The organism is Cellulophaga baltica, from assembly GCF_018861125.1.
In the GTDB taxonomy this organism is placed as follows: domain Bacteria; phylum Bacteroidota; class Bacteroidia; order Flavobacteriales; family Flavobacteriaceae; genus Cellulophaga; species Cellulophaga baltica_A.
The window spans coordinates 101,427-119,409 of record NZ_JAHKQN010000024.1 but is presented as its reverse complement, the minus strand read 5'-3'; the positions used below and the strand labels follow the sequence as shown (position 1 = coordinate 119,409).

General features: G+C 28.8%; 16 protein-coding genes and 1 tRNA gene. 8 read left to right on the top strand and 9 right to left on the bottom strand.

From position 1 onward, the window contains the following. Positions 1–40: 40 nt before the first annotated feature. From KO500_RS12895 to KO500_RS12880, 4 genes are all read right to left on the bottom strand, one after another. A complete protein-coding gene (locus KO500_RS12895; protein ID WP_215956962.1) occupies positions 41–709 on the bottom strand; it encodes a DNA-binding response regulator in 669 nt (222 codons plus the stop codon). 5 nt (positions 710–714) lie between these two features. Beyond that, positions 715–2,496, bottom strand: coding sequence for a tetratricopeptide repeat-containing sensor histidine kinase (locus KO500_RS12890; protein ID WP_215956961.1), 1,782 nt, complete (start codon positions 2,494–2,496; stop codon positions 715–717). Between the two features lie 161 nt (positions 2,497–2,657). After that, complete coding sequence (locus KO500_RS12885; protein WP_215956960.1) at positions 2,658–3,209, bottom strand: PD-(D/E)XK nuclease family protein; 552 nt, start codon at positions 3,207–3,209, stop codon at positions 2,658–2,660. A gap of 180 nt (positions 3,210–3,389) precedes the next feature. Beyond that, a tRNA-Met gene (locus KO500_RS12880) sits at positions 3,390–3,463 on the bottom strand. Positions 3,464–3,597: 134 nt separating this feature from the next. Between KO500_RS12880 and KO500_RS12875 the strand changes: the two genes are divergently transcribed. Together KO500_RS12875 and KO500_RS12870 are read left to right on the top strand one after the other, a co-directional pair. Continuing rightward, entirely contained in the window at positions 3,598–3,981 is a 384-nt protein-coding gene (locus KO500_RS12875) for an START-like domain-containing protein (RefSeq protein WP_215956959.1), read from the top strand. A 61-nt stretch (positions 3,982–4,042) separates the two neighbouring features. Next, entirely contained in the window at positions 4,043–4,888 is an 846-nt protein-coding gene (locus KO500_RS12870; RefSeq protein ID WP_215956958.1) for an aminotransferase class IV, read from the top strand. Between the two features lie 44 nt (positions 4,889–4,932). Here the strand turns inward: KO500_RS12870 and KO500_RS12865 are convergent, their stop codons facing one another. The 5 genes from KO500_RS12865 to KO500_RS12845 all read right to left on the bottom strand — a co-directional run bounded on the left by KO500_RS12865 (position 4,933) and on the right by KO500_RS12845 (position 9,451). Continuing rightward, on the bottom strand, positions 4,933–5,493 hold the full coding sequence (locus KO500_RS12865; RefSeq protein WP_215956957.1) for a YqgE/AlgH family protein: 561 nt from the start codon (positions 5,491–5,493) through the stop codon (positions 4,933–4,935). A gap of 119 nt (positions 5,494–5,612) precedes the next feature. Next, positions 5,613–5,885 carry an HU family DNA-binding protein gene (locus tag KO500_RS12860; protein ID WP_215956956.1) on the bottom strand — a complete coding sequence of 91 codons (273 nt, stop codon included), beginning with the start codon at positions 5,883–5,885 and terminating at the stop codon, positions 5,613–5,615. Between the two features lie 171 nt (positions 5,886–6,056). Further along, entirely contained in the window at positions 6,057–7,004 is a 948-nt protein-coding gene (gene fmt / locus KO500_RS12855; protein WP_215956955.1) for a methionyl-tRNA formyltransferase, read from the bottom strand. Positions 7,005–7,007: 3 nt separating this feature from the next. After that, complete coding sequence (locus tag KO500_RS12850) at positions 7,008–8,903, bottom strand: RecQ family ATP-dependent DNA helicase (RefSeq protein ID WP_215956954.1); 1,896 nt, start codon at positions 8,901–8,903, stop codon at positions 7,008–7,010. Positions 8,904–8,908: 5 nt separating this feature from the next. Next, positions 8,909–9,451 carry an ATP-binding protein gene (locus KO500_RS12845; protein WP_354668440.1) on the bottom strand — a complete coding sequence of 181 codons (543 nt, stop codon included), beginning with the start codon at positions 9,449–9,451 and terminating at the stop codon, positions 8,909–8,911. A 134-nt stretch (positions 9,452–9,585) separates the two neighbouring features. Between KO500_RS12845 and KO500_RS12840 the strand changes: the two genes are divergently transcribed. The 6 genes from KO500_RS12840 (at position 9,586) to KO500_RS12815 (ending at position 17,819) form a co-directional block, all read left to right on the top strand. Next, entirely contained in the window at positions 9,586–9,873 is a 288-nt protein-coding gene (locus KO500_RS12840) for a DUF493 family protein (protein ID WP_215956953.1), read from the top strand. 87 nt (positions 9,874–9,960) lie between these two features. Then, positions 9,961–10,638, top strand: coding sequence for a DUF4290 domain-containing protein (locus tag KO500_RS12835; RefSeq protein ID WP_215956952.1), 678 nt, complete (start codon positions 9,961–9,963; stop codon positions 10,636–10,638). Positions 10,639–10,654: 16 nt separating this feature from the next. Next, complete coding sequence (gene murA, locus KO500_RS12830) at positions 10,655–11,965, top strand: UDP-N-acetylglucosamine 1-carboxyvinyltransferase (RefSeq protein ID WP_215956951.1); 1,311 nt, start codon at positions 10,655–10,657, stop codon at positions 11,963–11,965. A gap of 194 nt (positions 11,966–12,159) precedes the next feature. Beyond that, complete coding sequence (locus KO500_RS12825; RefSeq protein WP_215956950.1) at positions 12,160–12,939, top strand: polysaccharide lyase family 7 protein; 780 nt, start codon at positions 12,160–12,162, stop codon at positions 12,937–12,939. A 168-nt stretch (positions 12,940–13,107) separates the two neighbouring features. After that, the gene (locus KO500_RS12820; RefSeq protein WP_215956949.1) at positions 13,108–13,929 is read left to right on the top strand and encodes a polysaccharide lyase family 7 protein; all 822 of its coding nucleotides are present in this window, start codon (positions 13,108–13,110) and stop codon (positions 13,927–13,929) included. Positions 13,930–14,108: 179 nt separating this feature from the next. After that, positions 14,109–17,819 carry a two-component regulator propeller domain-containing protein gene (locus KO500_RS12815; protein ID WP_215956948.1) on the top strand — a complete coding sequence of 1,237 codons (3,711 nt, stop codon included), beginning with the start codon at positions 14,109–14,111 and terminating at the stop codon, positions 17,817–17,819. The last annotated feature ends 164 nt before the right edge of the window (positions 17,820–17,983 follow it).

The window sequence follows — 17,983 nt, the reverse complement described above, 5'->3', positions numbered from 1 at the left end:
TATTTGAAAATCCTCTTTTCTTCTAAAAAATTATTGTAAATTATATTAGGCCCATATTAGAAGCTACATATATTAGATGTGTTGTGTTTGTAGCGTTAAAATAGTCTTTTAATTTACTAATAGTTGATTCAATAGAACGAACACTATTGGGAGAAACATCTTTCTCTTTTAATAAAACGCTAATCTCATTTTGTCTAAATCCTTTAGCTAAATAGGATAAAAGCTCAAGATCGTATTCATCAATTTCTTTTACATTTTTTTCATGTAAAGCAATGGTCGCAATAGGGCAGGTGTATAGTCCATTTTTTGAAATAGCTTCAATACTATTTTTTAATTCTTTTAAACCATTAAGTCCTTTACACACATAAGCATTAATAGATTCTTCTTCAAATAACGTTTTTATGGTGTTGTGATCATCTTCCACAGAAAAAACTACAATTTTTATAGTTTTATCAATTTCTTTTACAGCCTTAATAAGGTCAATGCCACTATTTAATGTTTTTTTTACTCTTGGATTTTCAAAAGATAGGTCGGTTATTAAAAGATCAAAAGGACTTTTGTTTTGTATTTCTTTTTTAATTTTTAATAAAGTATCGTCACAATATTGTGCATGGTCAATATTAGTGTAACCCATACTTTTTAACGTAGTTGTAACTCCTAAGTTGTTACTATCAATATCTTCAGAAACAAATATTTTATTAAATTGCATATGTTTTAAATCGTAAATATTAAAGTAGCTGTAAGCCCTTTATTTAATTTCGAATCTAAAATAATATTTCCTTTTATAGCTTTAATGCGGTTTTCCACATTCTTGAGTCCATTTCCTAAAGAAATTTCATTTTTATTAAAACCAATACCATTATCTACATATTTGATGGTGATTTTTTTATCTTTTCGAGTACACGTAATAACAATTAATGAGGCTTGGCTATGTTTCTTCATATTCACCAATAATTCTTGAATTATTCTGTAAACTTCAATCTTAGCATTAGGTTTAACATCATTCCAAAAATCAACAGCAATTTCTTTAGTAATTATCTTTGTTTTGTTTGAACTGTATGAATTTAAAAGAGCTATAAACTCTTTGCCGTAGTTTTTATCAGTAGCAATTGCCGTATATTCTTTTGAAATATCTCTAACTCTTTGGTAAATAGTATCAAGAGATTCTAAAACCATTGATTTTTTAGAACTATCTGTATTAATTTCATCTTTTTGGACTTGTGTCATTAAATAAAAAATATCATTACCTAACTCATCATGTAGTTTTTTTGATAATCGTAATTCTGTTTTATAGGCAGTTTCTAATTGTTCTTTCTTTTTTTGTTGATTTTTGTAATAGACTGTAGAAGCAATAGCTATTAAAAGAAATAGTACAATAGAAAATATGATTGCATTCTCTTTTTGTTGTTTAGCAACTTCAGTTTGTAAACTTAAATTTTTATTTTCTAAAGTATCATTATCATATTTTGTTGCAACATAAATGGAACGTACGGCTTGTTTAGTTTTTTCTAGTTTGTTTTTTGTAGTAGAATATAAAATAGCTTCATCAGAAACATCTCTATTAAAATAGTTTTTAAGTGGTAATAATAAATCTAAAGCTTCTAAAAGGGCAACACTATTTTTTTGTTTTTTAGAATATTTTACAGCTAGTTCTGCATATTTAAGAGCTTCTTTTTTATCAGTTTCAAAATAGTATTCTGTTAAATGTATTGTGCTTGATATTAAACCAGAAATAGTGTTTAATTCTTTTCGAATTTGAAATGAATTTAAAAGTAAATCTTCACTTTTTTTATTGTTCTTATCATTTAGCCACATGTAATAGCCCATATTGCTAATTACACGAGAATATTCTGTTTGATTAATATTTTCAGTTTGGTTAGCTATTTTTTTTAAAATATTATGGCTTGCTGCATAATGGTTTTGTGAAGCAAGAATATTGGCTTTTGTGTTTTGAATGATAAACTTTGTGTTTTTTGAAACTTCATTGTAATTATTTAATAAATTAATAGCTTTATTAATCCATCGTAGTGCTTCTTTTGAATTACCCAATTCTTTTTGACAAACAGATATAGTTTGGTATAGTCCAATTATGGAAAAAAAATTCTCAGTATTTTCAATATATTTTAAACCATCTATTGCAGTTTCTATACTACCATTATAATCACCAATACTTTTTTGAATATTAGCCATATCTAATAAACGATCACCTGCCTTTATACTATCTTTTAAACGAATGTTTATTTTATAAGATTTATCAAAATAAAAATAAGCAGAATCTAAATGATTCATTTTTTTAAAATAAAAAGCTTGCCTCCAATAAGCATTATTTATAGTTGAAGAATCAGCTGTTTTATTTGCATACTCAAGTAATTTTTTAGAAGTATTTATTGCATTTTGATAATCTTTATTTTTTGAAAAATATTTAATTTTTTCTTTTATTATTTTAGGTGAGTCAATAGGTTTATTTAGAATGTAAAATGAATTTACTGCACTCAATTTTTTTTGAGAATTATACGGGGTACAATTTTGATAACAACTAATAAGAATTAATAAAAAGAGGGCTAAATTAAAATTCATCCCTCGAAAATACAAAAACAGTGCGCTTATAATTTTTTATAAGACTAAGCGTACTATTTATCTGGTTATGTGTAAATAAACTATTTGCCTTTCATAATCCAATTGAACCAAAATTCATCAAAAAGCTGATTCTCTGTTTTTTTTAGTTTTAAAACATCGCTTATATCTTTTAGACTTAGATAGTTGAAATCAGTTGCAATATGAAGACTATTATTTTTTTTGCAAAGATCAGGTATAGGACAAAGTAAAACATATTCAATAATTATTTGAGGCTTATTGTTATAATGCTTTTCTACAATTTTTTGATATTGCGTTAATTGGTCTTTATGAACTTTAGCATCTATTTTATTTTCTATTATTAAAGCATATTCTTGCTCATTAACAGTAAGCTCAATCCATAAATCAATGTTTTTAAAACGCTTTTTTACTTCAATGTTCGAAAATGACAAACCATTGGCATGTTCAAAATATAATAACTTAGCTAAAATACTTCGAGCGCAATTATAGACTTTTTTGTTTGCATTTTTATATTTTTTGTCAGCACAGCTTATGGTCCAAGACATGTAGAAGTCTACTGCTTCTTTAAAATTTATTTTTTTAGAATCATCTTCAAAAAAAGAGGGCAAATTCATGATTAGTTTATTCTATATTTATGGCAAAGGAGGCGATAAATTCAAGTTTATCATTGCGGTTTTCCGCAATTTTCTATGTTTTTATAGAAAAAATGAGAAGAAATAGTTTTTGCAAAGAGAATTTAAAAACTATCAATCATAAAAAAAGCAGTTTAGATTAATCTAAACTGCTTTTTGTTGTAGCGAGAACGAGAGTTGAACTCGTGACCTCCGGGTTATGAATCCGACGCTCTAACCAACTGAGCTACCTCGCCAGGTTTTTTTAACGGGTGCAAATATATGGTTATTTTTCTTTGGTTTCAAAATAACTTTCAAAAAAAATAATATCTATCTTTTAATTTTTTTATCATTGATAAAATTATATATTGCTACTTGAAAACTATTTAGAATGAGTGAAAAATCAAAATTTGAGATTGAGTTTGTGATACAATCATCACCTCAATTACTATATAACTATATATCAACACCTTCTGGGTTATCAGAATGGTTTGCAGACAATGTTAATTCAAGAGGAGAGAAGTTCTTTTTTATATGGGACGAATCAGAAGAAGAAGCAAAATTGTTAAAAAGGAAAAGTGAAGAGTTTGTTAAATTTACTTGGGTTGATGAAGAAGATGATAGTTTTTTTGAAATGAGAATCATTGTTGATGAAATTACATCTGATGTTTCTTTATTTATTACAGACTTTGCGGAAGAAGATGAAATTGACGAAGCTAAAATGTTATGGACAAATCAAGTCTCTAGCTTAAAACAAGTTTTAGGTTCTGCTTAAAGGTTGCTTTAGACTAAAACAAACAATATCTTTGACCTTGAAATAATTTCAAGGTTTTTTTATGCTTAATTTTAACGGGGAACTACTACAAAATAATATAAACTTTATAAATCAAGAAAATAGAGGACTTCGCTATGGTGATTCGCTTTTTGAAACGATTAGAGTAGTAAACAATAAGATTTATTTTTGGGAAGATCATTACCTTAGGTTAATGGCATCAATGCGTATTTTACGTATGGAAATACCTATGAATTTTACAATGGAATATCTTGAAGGCCAAATTCTTGAAACCATTGAAGTAAACTCATTAGGTAATGCACCTGTGAGAGTTAGATTTACTGTCTATAGAAATAATGGTGGTTTGTATACTCCAACTGATAATAATGTCTCATTTATCATTGAAGCTAAAGAACTTGATGCTCCTTTTTTTATGATTAATGAAAGTGATTACGAAGTTGAGCTTTTTAAAGACTTTTATGTAAATAATGATATGCTTTCAACCTTAAAAACCAATAATAGAGTTATTAATGTTGTTGGTAGTATTTATGCTAATGAAAACAACTATCAAAATTGTATTTTACTGAACAATCAAAAAATGGTTGTTGAAGTTTTAAATGGTAATTTATTTATGGTTGTTGGTAATGTAATTAAAACGCCAGCTAAAGCAGAGGGTTGTGTGAATGGTATTCTTAGAAAAAAAATAATTGAAATTGTCGGTAAACTAGATAATTATACCTTAGAGGAAACTACAATTTCTCCTTTTGAATTGCAAAAAGCAGATGAGCTATTTATAACTAATGCTATTGTAGGTATACAACCGGTTACAAAATACCGCAAAAAGAAATACGTAAATACAGTTGCTAAAGATTTGGCAGGAAAACTTAATACAGCAGTTAGATTGGGCTAATTAACTACTTAATGTATAATTAAAGCATTGATTAGTTTACTTTTTTAATTTAAACTAGGGTTTTCAGGCGTGTTGGACCATAATAGATAATCACCACCCAATTCTAACATTTTCTCTTTCCAAAGCGCATTTGTAGCAATTTGAATAATGTTACTCTCGTATGTATTTGGTACAATCACCCACGAATTAGAAGATACTTCATTGTCTAATTGTGCTGAATCCCAACCTGTATAGCCAAGAAAGAAACGAATATCATCGGTTGATATAGAGTTGGTGTTAATTAAATCTACAATTCTACCAAAATCGCCACCCCAATATATACCATCAGAAATTTCAATACTATTGGCTATTAATTGTGGTACTTTGTGAATAAAGTATAAATTATCTTGTTCTACGGGACCACCATTATAGACTTTAAACGGTTTGTGAATTTCGGATACCAAATCACTTATCATATATTCTAATGGTTTGTTTAGAATAAATCCAACGGATCCCTCGGTGTTGTGTTCTGCAAGCAATACAACAGATCTATTAAATGATACATCGCCAGCTAAAGCTGGTTCTGCAATCAATAGTTTTCCTTTGTTAGGTTTAGTTTTTATCATAATAGTAAAGCTTTTTAACTCTAATTTAAGATAAAAATATTTGTAATAAAAATCTTTCATAAAAAAAGCACTTCTTTTTGAGAAGTGCTTTTTATTCTATTGCTAGAAGTATATATAATTTAGTTCACTGCTTTAGCTAATTCAGCACCAGCTTTAAACTTAACAACATTTTTAGCAGCAATTTTAATAGTCTTTCCTGTTTGAGGATTTCTACCATCTCTAGCTTCTCTTCTAGAAACTGACCAAGATCCGAAACCAACTAAAGAAATTCTATCACCTTTTTTAAGAGAACCTTCTACATTACCTAAAAATGACTCTAAAGCTTTCTTAGCTGCTGCTTTTGTGATACCAGCATCTGCTGCCATTGCATCGATTAATTCTGTTTTGTTCATAATTTTAATATTAATTGTTTTTAAAATTTCTATACCCTAACAAATTTATAAGGATTAATGGTTAACGCAAGTAAAACATAGGGAAATCAGCGTTTTTGTTAATAACTATGCTTGTTTGTTGATAAAGTAAGACTTTTTCTACACTTCTACGAGGCCAATGGTAGCAAGGCTTTAGCCTACATGTGCATTTTCACTCAATTTTAAACCATTTAATACATCTTGTGTTTTCATCTTCCTTTTTCCTGGTAATTGAATTTCTAAAAGTTGAACAAAACCGCCTTCAACTGCAATTTTTATTGTTTTCTTATCAAAAATCACAGACTTAAGTTTAAAATCATGTGTAGTTTTTTCTATTTCAACTTGATATACTTTTAAGAATAATTCTTCATCGTTAGTATACAAGGTTGTCCATGAAGCAGGGTAGGGGCTTAAACCTCTAATATGATTGTAGATTGTTTCAATTGGTTTGTCCCAATTAATTTCACAAGTATCCTTATGTATTTTATAAGCAACTTTTTCAATCGGAGTTTTTGGTTGTGCTTTAGTGGTTACTTCTCCCTTTTCTATTAGTTGAACAGTTTCTAATACTAATGATGCTCCAGAATGCATTAATTTATCGTGTAATGTACCTGCAGTGTCATTCTCAGTAATATCAATTTCTGATTGTAAAATAATTTCACCAGTATCTATTTTGTCATCAATAAAGAAGGTAGTCGCACCTGTTTTTGTTTCTCCATTAATAATAGTCCAATTAATGGGTGCAGCACCACGATAATCAGGTAATAAAGATGCATGAAGGTTGAACGTTCCAAATTCTGGAATTTCCCAAACTACTTTTGGAAGCATTCTAAAAGCAACAATAATTTGTAAGTTGGCTTGTAAAGCTTTCAGTTCTTCTATAAAATCTTCATTTTTAAGATTTGTAGGTTGTAATACATTTAAATTATTTGCAACTGCATATTTTTTTACTGCAGATTCTTGTAGTTTTCTACCACGACCAGCAGGTTTATCAGGCGCAGTAATAACGCCTACAACTTCATATGAATTCTTAACAAGGGTATCTAATATTCCAACAGCAAAGTCGGGTGTTCCCATAAATACTATTCTTAATTTATTCATTTCTTATATTATTTTATATTCGTTTGTAGCTGTAATTTCTATTTTTTCATCTCCTAAAAGTGATTGTATTGCAATAAAAATTGATTCTTCTTTATAAAGTACATTTTTTATAAGCTCACGAGATGATTGTGGTTTTATTTTTAATTGATGTCCTATGGCCTCTTTTACCAATTCTAATATTTCATCAGCGATTGCAGGTTTTTTTGTACAGACATCACATTTACCGCATTTTTCTCGCTTTTCCCCAAAGTAACTCAATAATTGTTGACTTCGGCAAACAGTGTCATTTTTTAAATAACCAAGAACGGCATCAATGTTTTTAGTTTTCTGTTCGATTAAAAGTTCTACTTTTTTCCCAAATAAATTGATGGTTCTTTCATCTTCACGTGGTACAAGAAACACTAACTCAATATCATTATGTTGGGCATGATATGTAATTATTTCATCCTTTTTAAGCTGTTCTAAAGTTTTTACGACTATAGTTTCAGGTGTATTTGCTTTTTTGGCAATAGACCAAGTATTAATTTTAGTGTCGTATTCAAAAATACCGCCGTAGGTTCTTAATATGGTTTGTATTATTGGAGCACTTTTTTGATAGGTATCTAAATAATCAAAAACTTGATTTTTAGTAGCTATAAATTGTATGCTTGTTTTTTTTGAAAATGATTCAGATAAAGCGATAACTGAATTTTGATCTAAAACTCGTAATCCATTATAAACCATAAAATTATTCAGTTTATAAACGGTGCAAAAATCATTTAAATTTAATTGATGAGCTTCCTCACTACTTTCACCAAATGATATTTGAAAATAATTATTAAGTTTATTATACAATAATTTTAAAAACGATAAGGTTGGTAAGCCGTTTATAAATTGCTTTTTTAGTTGATTTTCATCAGCATTATTAACTAAAACAATTGCTTTTGATGCTTCTCCGTTTCTTCCGGCTCTACCAGCTTCTTGAAAATAATTCTCTATACTATCGGATATTTGGTAATGTACTACTGTGCCAACATCAGGTTTGTCAATACCCATACCAAACGCATTGGTAGCGACCATTACTTGTACTTTGTCGTGCAACCAATCTTGTAATCTGGTTTCCTTTTCTTTTTTATTTAATCCGCCATGAAAAAAAGTTGCGCTAATATTTTGTTGTAATAAATAGTTTGAAAGTTGATTTGATAACTTTCGAGTTCGCACATAAACAATAGCGCTTTGTCTTGTTTTAGATAATATAGTTTTTAATTGGTAAGCTTTATCTTCATCCCAACGAACAGAAAATACAATATTTTCTCGCGCATAAGAAGATTTTTCAACTAAAGGTTCCTGCAGTCTTAAATTGCTAACAATATCTTCAGCAACTTGTTTAGTAGCTGTAGCTGTTAGCGCAATTATAGGAGTATCAGGAGATAAATCACGTAAAACAGCACAATTTAAATAAGAAGGTCTAAAATCATTTCCCCATTGTGAAATACAATGTGCTTCATCTATAGCAATAAGGTTAACATTCATTTGTTGAATGCGATTTTTAACAATTTCTTGTTGCAATCGTTCGGGTGATAAATACAAAAATTTGTAATTGCCATACATGCAATTATCGAGCAAATCTATAACTTCGTTTTGAGAAACACCCCCTGTAAGTGCTAATGCTTTTATACCTTTTTGCTTTAAATTATCAACTTGATTTTTTATTAAAGCGATTAGTGGTGATACTACAATACAAATGCCTTCATTAGCTAATGCTGGAATTTGAAAACAAAGTGATTTTCCGCCACCCGTAGGTAATAAAGCAAGAACATCTTTTTGGTCTAAAATAGCGGTTATAATTTGCTCTTGAGATGCTCTGAAATCAGAAAATCCCCAATATTTTTTTAGAATATCTTTTGGATTTATGGACACGTATTTTAAATTACGTTATTTAAAATAAAAGTTACTCTATTTTCAATAGTATCTTTAGGTACTTCAATAATTTTATAGCCGAATTTTTTATATGTTTTTTTTAGAAAATCATGAATTTTTAAGGCTTCCTCGAAATTTTCATATCGCTCATTATCAGAAGTATGTATTTCTTTCCAAGGCGGTAGTAAAAAAATAATGTCGTATTTGTTTTCTTGGCAAATAGTATCAAATTCTTTTGAATATTTAGTGCCAAAGCAATCTAAATAAGCAACAACATCAGGCAAAGCACGATCAAAAAAAACGATAGATTTTTTTACATCATTAGCTTGGTTATATTGCTTTAATCTACCAGCTAATATTCGTTCGCTAAAAAGTAAAGGATCTGATAAAAAAAGTTGTTCTATACCTTCTTCTCTAGCTTGTAATGTAATTTCACGAGAAATCTCATGATAACAAGTATGCCCTGCATTTTCAATTCCTGAGACTACTGATGTTTTTCCTGTGCTTGGCCCACCAGCGATAACTATTTTTTTTGCCCTCAATCTCATAAGTTTAAGTGTATCAATATAATAATTATTACTAATTGAAAGTAATAATTATAACGTAATAGATTTAACAAAAGTAATGAAAGCATAGTGACTAAAAAATTACATGGTATAGTTATATTTGCAAAAAGATTAGTATGGAAGCAGATAAACAAAAAGATTTTTACGTAAAATTAAAAGCGCAATTAGAAGATACTTCAAGTTGGCCTGCAACATATTTATATAAATTTATAGTTCCTACAGAAGGTACAGGAGTGAAAGAAGTAGAAGCTGTTTTTGATAACGAAGGTGCTGTAGTGACAAAAAAACAGTCTAAAAATGGTAAATATACTAGTGTAACTATTAGTTTAATAATGAAAAACCCTGATGCAGTAATTGAAAAATACAAATTAGTAGGTAAGGTTGAAAATGTTATATCATTATAATCTTAGTTTATCTGATAGAATTTTGTTAATTTGCAGGCATTAAGAGCAGACTTTCCTCTTTATAATTATTAAGAAAAACTTTTCAATTTGAGTTTAGCAAATAACGAAGTATTCAATTTAGAATACAACACAGAGCGCGCGCACCTTATTATACCTGAATATGGGCGTCATTTTCAAAAAATGGTAGATTACGCAATGTCTGTTGAAGACGATGAAGAGCGTAATAAAGTAGCAAAATCTATTATTAGTGTGATGGGGAATTTACAGCCTCATTTAAGAGATGTGCCAGATTTTCAGCACAAACTTTGGGATCAGTTATTTATAATGTCTGATTTTAAATTAAAAGTAGACTCTCCCTACCCAATTACTACAAAAGAAATGTTGAAGGAACGTCCAGGACAATTGGAATATCCTCAAAACTATCCAAAATATCGTTTTTATGGTAACAACATAAAGCTGATGATTGATGTAGCTATCTCTTGGGAAAAGGGCGACAAACGTGATGGTTTAGAATATGCTATAGCAAACCACATGAAAAAATGTTATTTAAACTGGAATAAAGATACGGTTGATGATAATGCTATATTTAAACATTTATATGAGCTTAGTGATGGCCAAATAGATTTAGCTGAACGTGGAGAAAGCTTAACAGATAGTGGTCAGTTTTTAAAGAATAGACCGGCAAAGCAAAACTCAAATCGTTCTAATAACAAAAAGAACAACAATAATAGAAACAATAATAATCGTAATAAAAAACGATACTAAAATTTTTCGGAATTAAATGGGCACATTTAAAATTGAAGGTGGTCACCAACTAAGCGGTGAAATCACACCTCAAGGAGCAAAAAATGAAGCGTTACAAATATTATGCGCAGTTTTATTAACTGCAGAACCCGTAACCATAAGTAACATTCCTGATATTGTTGATGTAAATAAACTAATAGCTTTATTAGAAGATTTAGGAGTTAAAATTCAGAAAAAAAGAAAAGGAACATACACTTTCGTAGCTGATGATGTAAATTTAGATTACTTACAATCAGATCAATTTAAGCAAGATGGTAGAGGTTTAAGAGGTTCTATTATGTTAGTTGGGCCTTTATTAGCTCGTTTCGGTAAAGGATATATTCCAAAACCTGGCGGTGATAAAATTGGACGTAGAAGGTTAGATACTCACTTTCAAGGGTTTATTAACCTTGGAGCAAAGTTTAGATATAATAAAGAAGAGTCTTTCTATGGTGTTGAAGCAGAAAAACTAAAAGGTACTTACATGCTTTTAGATGAAGCTTCGGTAACAGGTACTGCTAATATTGTTATGGCTGCTGTTTTAGCTGAAGGTACAACTACTATTTACAATGCAGCTTGTGAGCCTTATTTACAACAGCTATGTAAAATGTTGAACCGAATGGGAGCTAAAATTACTGGAGTAGGTTCAAACTTATTAGTAATTGAAGGTGTTGATATTCTTGGAGGAACAGATCATAGAATGTTGCCAGATATGATTGAAATTGGTAGCTGGATTGGACTTGCGGCAATGACAAGAAGTGAGCTTACTATTAAAAATGTTAGTTGGGATGATTTAGGTCAAATACCAAGTGTTTTTAGAAAATTAGGTATTACTCTTGAGCGTAAAAATGATGATATTTATATTCCGAAACATGTTGATGGATATGAAATTCAGAATTACATAGATGGTTCTATTTTAACAATATCTGATGCGCCTTGGCCTGGTTTAACTCCTGATTTGTTGAGTATTATTTTAGTAGTGGCAACACAAGCTAAAGGTGAAGTTTTAATACATCAAAAAATGTTTGAAAGCCGTTTGTTTTTCGTTGATAAACTATTAGATATGGGAGCAAAAGTTATTCTTTGTGATCCACATAGAGCTACTGTTATTGGGCATAATTTCAATTCTACTTTGAAAGCCACAACTATGGTTTCGCCCGATATTAGAGCAGGTGTATCTTTACTTATTGCAGCATTATCAGCAAAAGGAACTTCAACTATACATAATATTGAACAAATTGATAGAGGTTACGAGAATATAGATGAACGTTTACGTGCTATTGGAGCAAAAATCACAAGAGTTTCGTAAACTTTTATTATAACTTATATAAAAAAAGGATAAAACATGTATTGTGTTTTATCCTTTTTTTATGGGTTTGCATTTCATCGAAAAGTTTATACATTACTTTTAATAAGTCTTAATTAACATATTTTTAATAGTATTTTTGAAACGGTACTTTGTTAATATTAATAAAGTATGTTAATTTTTAAACCTCAAATTATATGAAAACCTCAAAAAATGTATTAAAAACTTACAAGAGAAGTATTTTTTATTTGACAGTATTGTTTCTTGTAGCTAGCTGTTCGACTGAAGAATCATCAGAAGATTTTGAAGTTGATACAGCAGCAGTTGATGCTACTGCAACAACTATAGACGTCGATTTTGGAAATTTAGTTGTTGAAACAAGTTGGATATCTGGTGATAAATCTGACCGTGACACTTTTACTGCTGGTGATGTCGACGGGGAAGAGTGGATGGATATCTATACTTCTGGTGTAGTAATGATGACTTGTTTATCTCCTGACGGACATAGAACGGAGTTAAAAGAAGATTCAGGACATGAGTCATCTTTAGAAACGTATAAAAAAATGAGCTATACAGCTCTTTTGGAAGAGGTTCCTGAACATGGAATCACGGTTGCTCAAATACACAATAGAGGTGGAGTTAAAAGACCTTGGATACGTGTTTATATTGATAGCGATAATTATATTAAAATAAAAGCAACTGCAACAACACCTGATGAAGACTCATCAACTTATGATGATCCTTATGTAGGACCAAAATATACTGATGGAGATGATTTTTCAGTTGAAATTATTACAGATAATGGCGAAGCTTTTTTCGAAATCTCAACAGATGGATCTACATACACTAAAACTTTAAGCCCTTCTAGTGCTTGGGATGATTATGATGATGATTTTTATTTAAAAGCTGGTGTTTACACTGAAGGTGATAATATTAAACCAAAAATGAAAATGAGTAATTTTTCTATCGAATATTAAAATATATTTTAAAGGACTGATTAGAGATAATCAGTCTTTTTTCGTTTAACATTATGTTATTTAATAGATAGTGTAAAATCTAAAATGTAATTTTTAAACTAAAAGTTCAAAAATTACGTTTTTGTATTTATATTACTAAGTAAATTAACTCAAATTAAAAATATGACAATGCATAAACTTTTGCTTAATTACACATTAAAATCTGTATTTATCTTTATTATACTTATTGGTTTTAGTTGTTCAAGTGATAGTACTATTACAGATGAACCTGTTGCAGAAGAAGTTGAAGATGAAGAAGTAGTAGAGCAAGAAAATACTGAAGATGATTCGGAAACTGAAACAGATACTGAAACAACTAGTTCTACAATTGATTTCGGAGATTTGGTAGTTGAAACAAGTTGGATTAGTGGAGATAAATCAGATAGAGATCAATTTACTGCCAATGATATTGATAATGAAGAATGGATGGATGTTTACGAAACAGGAAATGTAATGATGACTTGTTTAGCACCTGACGGACATAGAACAGAATTAAAAGAGGATACAGGGGATGAATCATCTCTAAATACTTTTAAAGAAATGAGTTATACTGCCACTTTAAATACTGTTCCTGAAAATGGAATAACCGTCGCTCAAATACATAATAGAGGAGGAGTAAATAGACCATGGATTCGTGTGTATGTTGATGATGATAGTGTGTTAAAAATTAAAGAAACTTTGACAACACCAGATGAAAGTACATCTACATACAATACCTATGTAGGACCAGAGTATACTGCTGGAGATGATTATTCTGTGAAAATAACAACACAAAACGGTAACGCAACATTTGTTATAGTAACTAATGAGATAACATATACCGAAACATTGTCACCAAGCAATGATTGGGATAATTATACTAATAATTATTATTTAAAAGCTGGTGTTTACACCGAAGGTGATGATATTGAGCCTGTGTTAGAAATGAGTTCTTTTTCAATAGCTTACTAGATTATTTTACCATTTACTTTTTTTTAAATATAAAAGTCCATTGCTATGTTTTCAATGGACTTTTAAGTTTAGCACCATTATATTTTTTAGTAAGTTTCTAATTTTTGATAGGTAACTTAATATTGTCTTTATGTTAAAATAACACAGTAGTTTTATCATTGTAGGCTTAAACGGAGATGATGAAAAGGCTAGTTGTATTATTATTTTGTTTACCTATTTATTTTGTACAAGCACAACAAATAAAATTCCAAAGCTTTACTACTGAAGTTGGTCTTTCAAACAATTCTGTTGCCGATATAGAAAATGATAAAAATGGAGGTTTATGGATAGCTACTTGGGACGGACTTAATTACTTTAATGGACATTCATTTGAAACTTTTAAACACAATCCTAACGATTCAGAATCTATTCCGAGTAATTATCTTTTAAAAATAGAGAAAGATAAAAATGATGTTATTTGGGTTTTTAGTAGTGAAGGTACTGTAAGTAAGTATTTAGGAAATAAACGGTTTAAAAATTATAAGTTTGATCGTGTGCCTAACGATATTAAATTAGCTACTGATGGTTCAATTCTTGTTCAGTTAGATAATACGTATTATGAGTATAATAATAGTACTTTTCAATTAGCAGAAAAACTTCCTGTTAATAATAATGAAGAAAAAGAATTAAAAAAAATATTACTTTCAAAATACTCAAACCTAACCATTAATGATGTTTATAAAGATAATTTAGGTAACATATGGTTTGCTACTCGCAGTAACGGCTTGTATATAATTCCTAATCATACAGGTAATTTACATAACAATCAAATAGAACATTACACCTACGATTTATATAATTCATACAGCTTTAATAGTAATGAAATAGAAAAAATTCACGAAGATATTTTTGGTAATATTTGGTTAGCTCAAAAAGATGGTGGTTTAAGTATGGCCTATAGTGGTTCAGAAAATATTACTTCAATTACCCCTCACCCTATAAAATTTCCACATTTGCCTAATGAAACCATTAGAGCAATTACAAAAGATGAAAATGGAATTATTTGGATTGGTTATTATAATGATGGATTATATTATTTTGATACTGAAAGTCAATGCTATAAAAAATATTTTTTAGATATTTCAAAAAAAAACCAAAATTGGGAACGAATACGATCTTTGTTTACAGCCAGTGATGGTTCCGTTTGGGCAGGAACATATGCAGGACTAATTCGCATAAAAAACAACAATTACATAAGTTATAAGGCTTCTGAAATTGAAAACTTTCCAAATAATAGAAACTACTCTATATATGAAGATGAGGATGAGCAATTATGGATTACTTGTTGGGGTGGTTTAGCTAAATTTAATTTAAAGACAAATAATTTTGAATATTTTGAGGGTCAAGAACATTTTCAAAATTTAAATATAAGAAGTATAAAGAAAAGTAAAAATGAAATAATTGTTGGTACCGAAGCTAACGGAGTTTTTATTTATAATCTTAAAACTAAAATTATTGAACAAATAACAAGAGAAAATGGCTTGTTAGGCAATAGTATTTATGCTGTTTTTAAAGAAGAAATAGATGCGACTTATTGGATAGCTTCATTAGGTGGAGTTTCAGTTTTAAATAACGAGAAAAAAGTTATAAAAAATATTACAGAAGATGATGGCTTACCAAGCCATATGGTATACGGAATTTTAAAAAATAAAGATCAATTTTGGTTAAGTACTACAAAAGGGGTAGCAGTAATAAGTAAGAATACATTTAATGTAATTGAATACAACCCAAGTGAAGGTTGGCAGGCTTCTGAATTTTCAGAAGGGGCGTATTATCAAGATAAAAAAGGGTTATTGTTTTTTGGAGGTGTAAATGGACTTAATTATTTTAATCCCAGTAGTTTAAAACCTAAAAATATTAAAACAAGCTTCAAAATTATTGTAGATGACAACGAAAATTTTTCATCTAACTTAAAAAAAAAGTATAGTAATAACGTAGTAGAAATAGAAATTCACCCTATTAAATTCCCCAAAAATGCTACAAATAAGGTTTTTTATACATTAGAAGGTAAAGATACGAGTTGGAAAACATTAAATAAACCAAAGAAAATTAGTTATCAAAACTTAAAACCTGGGGACTATACATTTTATGTAAAAAATGAGAATGAAACTAAAGTTAAGGTTTTGACACTTAAAATTTTAAAGCCATTTTATAGCACTACTTTTTTTTATATTTTCTTTGTTTTTATTGTGTTAATTGGAGTTTTAATATTCATTTTAATAAAAAATAGAACAGCAAAAAAGAAACAAATAAAGTTAGAAAACCAAATAGCTTTAAGAACAAAAGTTATAGAAAATCAAAAGGAAGACTTACTACAAATTAATAAGGAACTTGATAAGAAAAACAAGCAAGTTGTATTGCAAAAAGAAAAACTTTTAAACTTACATAACAATCTTAAAAATGAAGATTTTGAAATTGATAAATTTAAAACTTTTGTGTTATCAGAATTTCAAGAGCCTATTTCTAAAATTGTAAAAAATATAAATGCATTACCCGATGATAATGATGTTAAAGAAGGTTTAATAAATTATTCAGGTAAGTTAGTAAAACTTATTTCAGAATGGAATTATCTTGACCATGTAAAAGATATTGGACCAATAAAAAAAACAGCAACTAATTTACCAAAGCTTTTAAAAAATAGTTTTAAAAAAATAAGTAAAAATATTCAAGGCAATAAAATTAATTTGAATACTAAGCTTATAAAAATTGATGATTGGGTTTCTATTGATGTGCTAAGGTTAAGACTATTGCTTCAATACCTTTTTTGTGACATTATTAAGTATTCTGATGAAAGAAGCTCATTAAGTATAGAAATTACTGTAAATGATAATGTAATTAACTTGTGTTTAGAGTCAAACAGCTCCATATTAAAAAATAACTGGCAGAATATGCTTCATTATAGTCCTTATTTTAAAGCTGTTCAAGTATTACTTTCTGATTTGAATGGTGCATTTATAAAAAAACCTAAAGAGGACTTTATTATAGCACTTCAAATACCTTTTGATGCGATTGAAAATGATTTTGAACAATTAGATATTATTTCTTGGAAACATTTTGACAAACAAGAAAACTTGGTTAAAGGAAACCAAAACTTGTTAATTTTTACAGAAGAAGAAAATTATAGTTCAGCAAATCAAATTTTAGAAGATAAAGGTTATAATTTAATTTTTGAAAGTGAGGTTAATGATCTGACCTCTGCCGTTAATCAAATTCCAATACATTTAGTGCTTTTTTATCAAGCAAGTTTCTCAAAAGAATTGATTTATTTTTTTAATACAATAAAGAATAATGAAGCTTTTAAATTTAAAAAAACGCCAATGGTTTATATCACTGAAGATATAACGCATGGTCTGCAAGAGGAATTGGTTGAATTTGGAATAGATGTGTTGATACAAATGCCAGCTAGTGAGTCATTTATATTAAAAAAGATAAGTTCTTTAATTCAAAAAAGAGATCAGTTAAATGAAAATAACTTACACAATGAAATTTTTCAAATCTTAACAGATACAAATGAAATTTCAACACCTAATGATAAACTTCTAAAGGCTAGTTTAGAAATTATAAAGAAAGAATTATCTAATGCTTCGTTTAATGTAGAAATGCTTGTTGAAGAGTTAGGTGTATCTCGTGTTAAATGTTATCGTTTATTCAAAGAGTTATTGAGTAAATCTCCATCTGATGTTATTACATCTTTAAGACTACAAAAGGCAGCAACATTATTAAAAACTAAAAAACTCAATATATCTGAAATTAGTTTTGAGTGTGGCTATAATGACCCTAAGTATTTTGGTAGGTCATTTAAAAAGTATTTTGGGGCAAGTCCTAAAGAATATAAAGAACAAATTAAATAAGTTACTTGTTACTGCTAGATTATTTGAATGTTAATAGAATGTTAGTGTATCCAAAGTACCCCAATTTCACATAATTAAAGCACTAATTTGAATGTTTTGTCCTCATTTATGAAACAATAATACCCTCTCTCCAGTGTAGCTTAAAATACATTTGAAAAAACCAA

Bases quoted from the DNA above. Each gene is read 5' to 3' on its own strand.
- KO500_RS12895 (WP_215956962.1), bottom strand. From the start codon at position 709: ATGCAATTTAATAAAATATTTGTTTCTGAAGATATTGATAGTAACAAC.
- KO500_RS12885 (WP_215956960.1), bottom strand. From the start codon at position 3,209: ATGAATTTGCCCTCTTTTTTTGAAGATGATTCTAAAAAAATAAATTTT.
- KO500_RS12875 (WP_215956959.1), top strand. From the start codon at position 3,598: ATGAGTGAAAAATCAAAATTTGAGATTGAGTTTGTGATACAATCATCA.
- KO500_RS12870 (WP_215956958.1), top strand. From the start codon at position 4,043: ATGCTTAATTTTAACGGGGAACTACTACAAAATAATATAAACTTTATA.
- KO500_RS12865 (WP_215956957.1), bottom strand. From the start codon at position 5,493: ATGATAAAAACTAAACCTAACAAAGGAAAACTATTGATTGCAGAACCA.
- KO500_RS12860 (WP_215956956.1), bottom strand. From the start codon at position 5,885: ATGAACAAAACAGAATTAATCGATGCAATGGCAGCAGATGCTGGTATC.
- fmt (WP_215956955.1), bottom strand. From the start codon at position 7,004: ATGAATAAATTAAGAATAGTATTTATGGGAACACCCGACTTTGCTGTT.
- KO500_RS12845 (WP_354668440.1), bottom strand. From the start codon at position 9,451: ATGAGATTGAGGGCAAAAAAAATAGTTATCGCTGGTGGGCCAAGCACA.
- KO500_RS12840 (WP_215956953.1), top strand. From the start codon at position 9,586: ATGGAAGCAGATAAACAAAAAGATTTTTACGTAAAATTAAAAGCGCAA.
- murA (WP_215956951.1), top strand. From the start codon at position 10,655: ATGGGCACATTTAAAATTGAAGGTGGTCACCAACTAAGCGGTGAAATC.
- KO500_RS12825 (WP_215956950.1), top strand. From the start codon at position 12,160: ATGAAAACCTCAAAAAATGTATTAAAAACTTACAAGAGAAGTATTTTT.
- KO500_RS12820 (WP_215956949.1), top strand. From the start codon at position 13,108: ATGCATAAACTTTTGCTTAATTACACATTAAAATCTGTATTTATCTTT.
- KO500_RS12815 (WP_215956948.1), top strand. From the start codon at position 14,109: ATGAAAAGGCTAGTTGTATTATTATTTTGTTTACCTATTTATTTTGTA.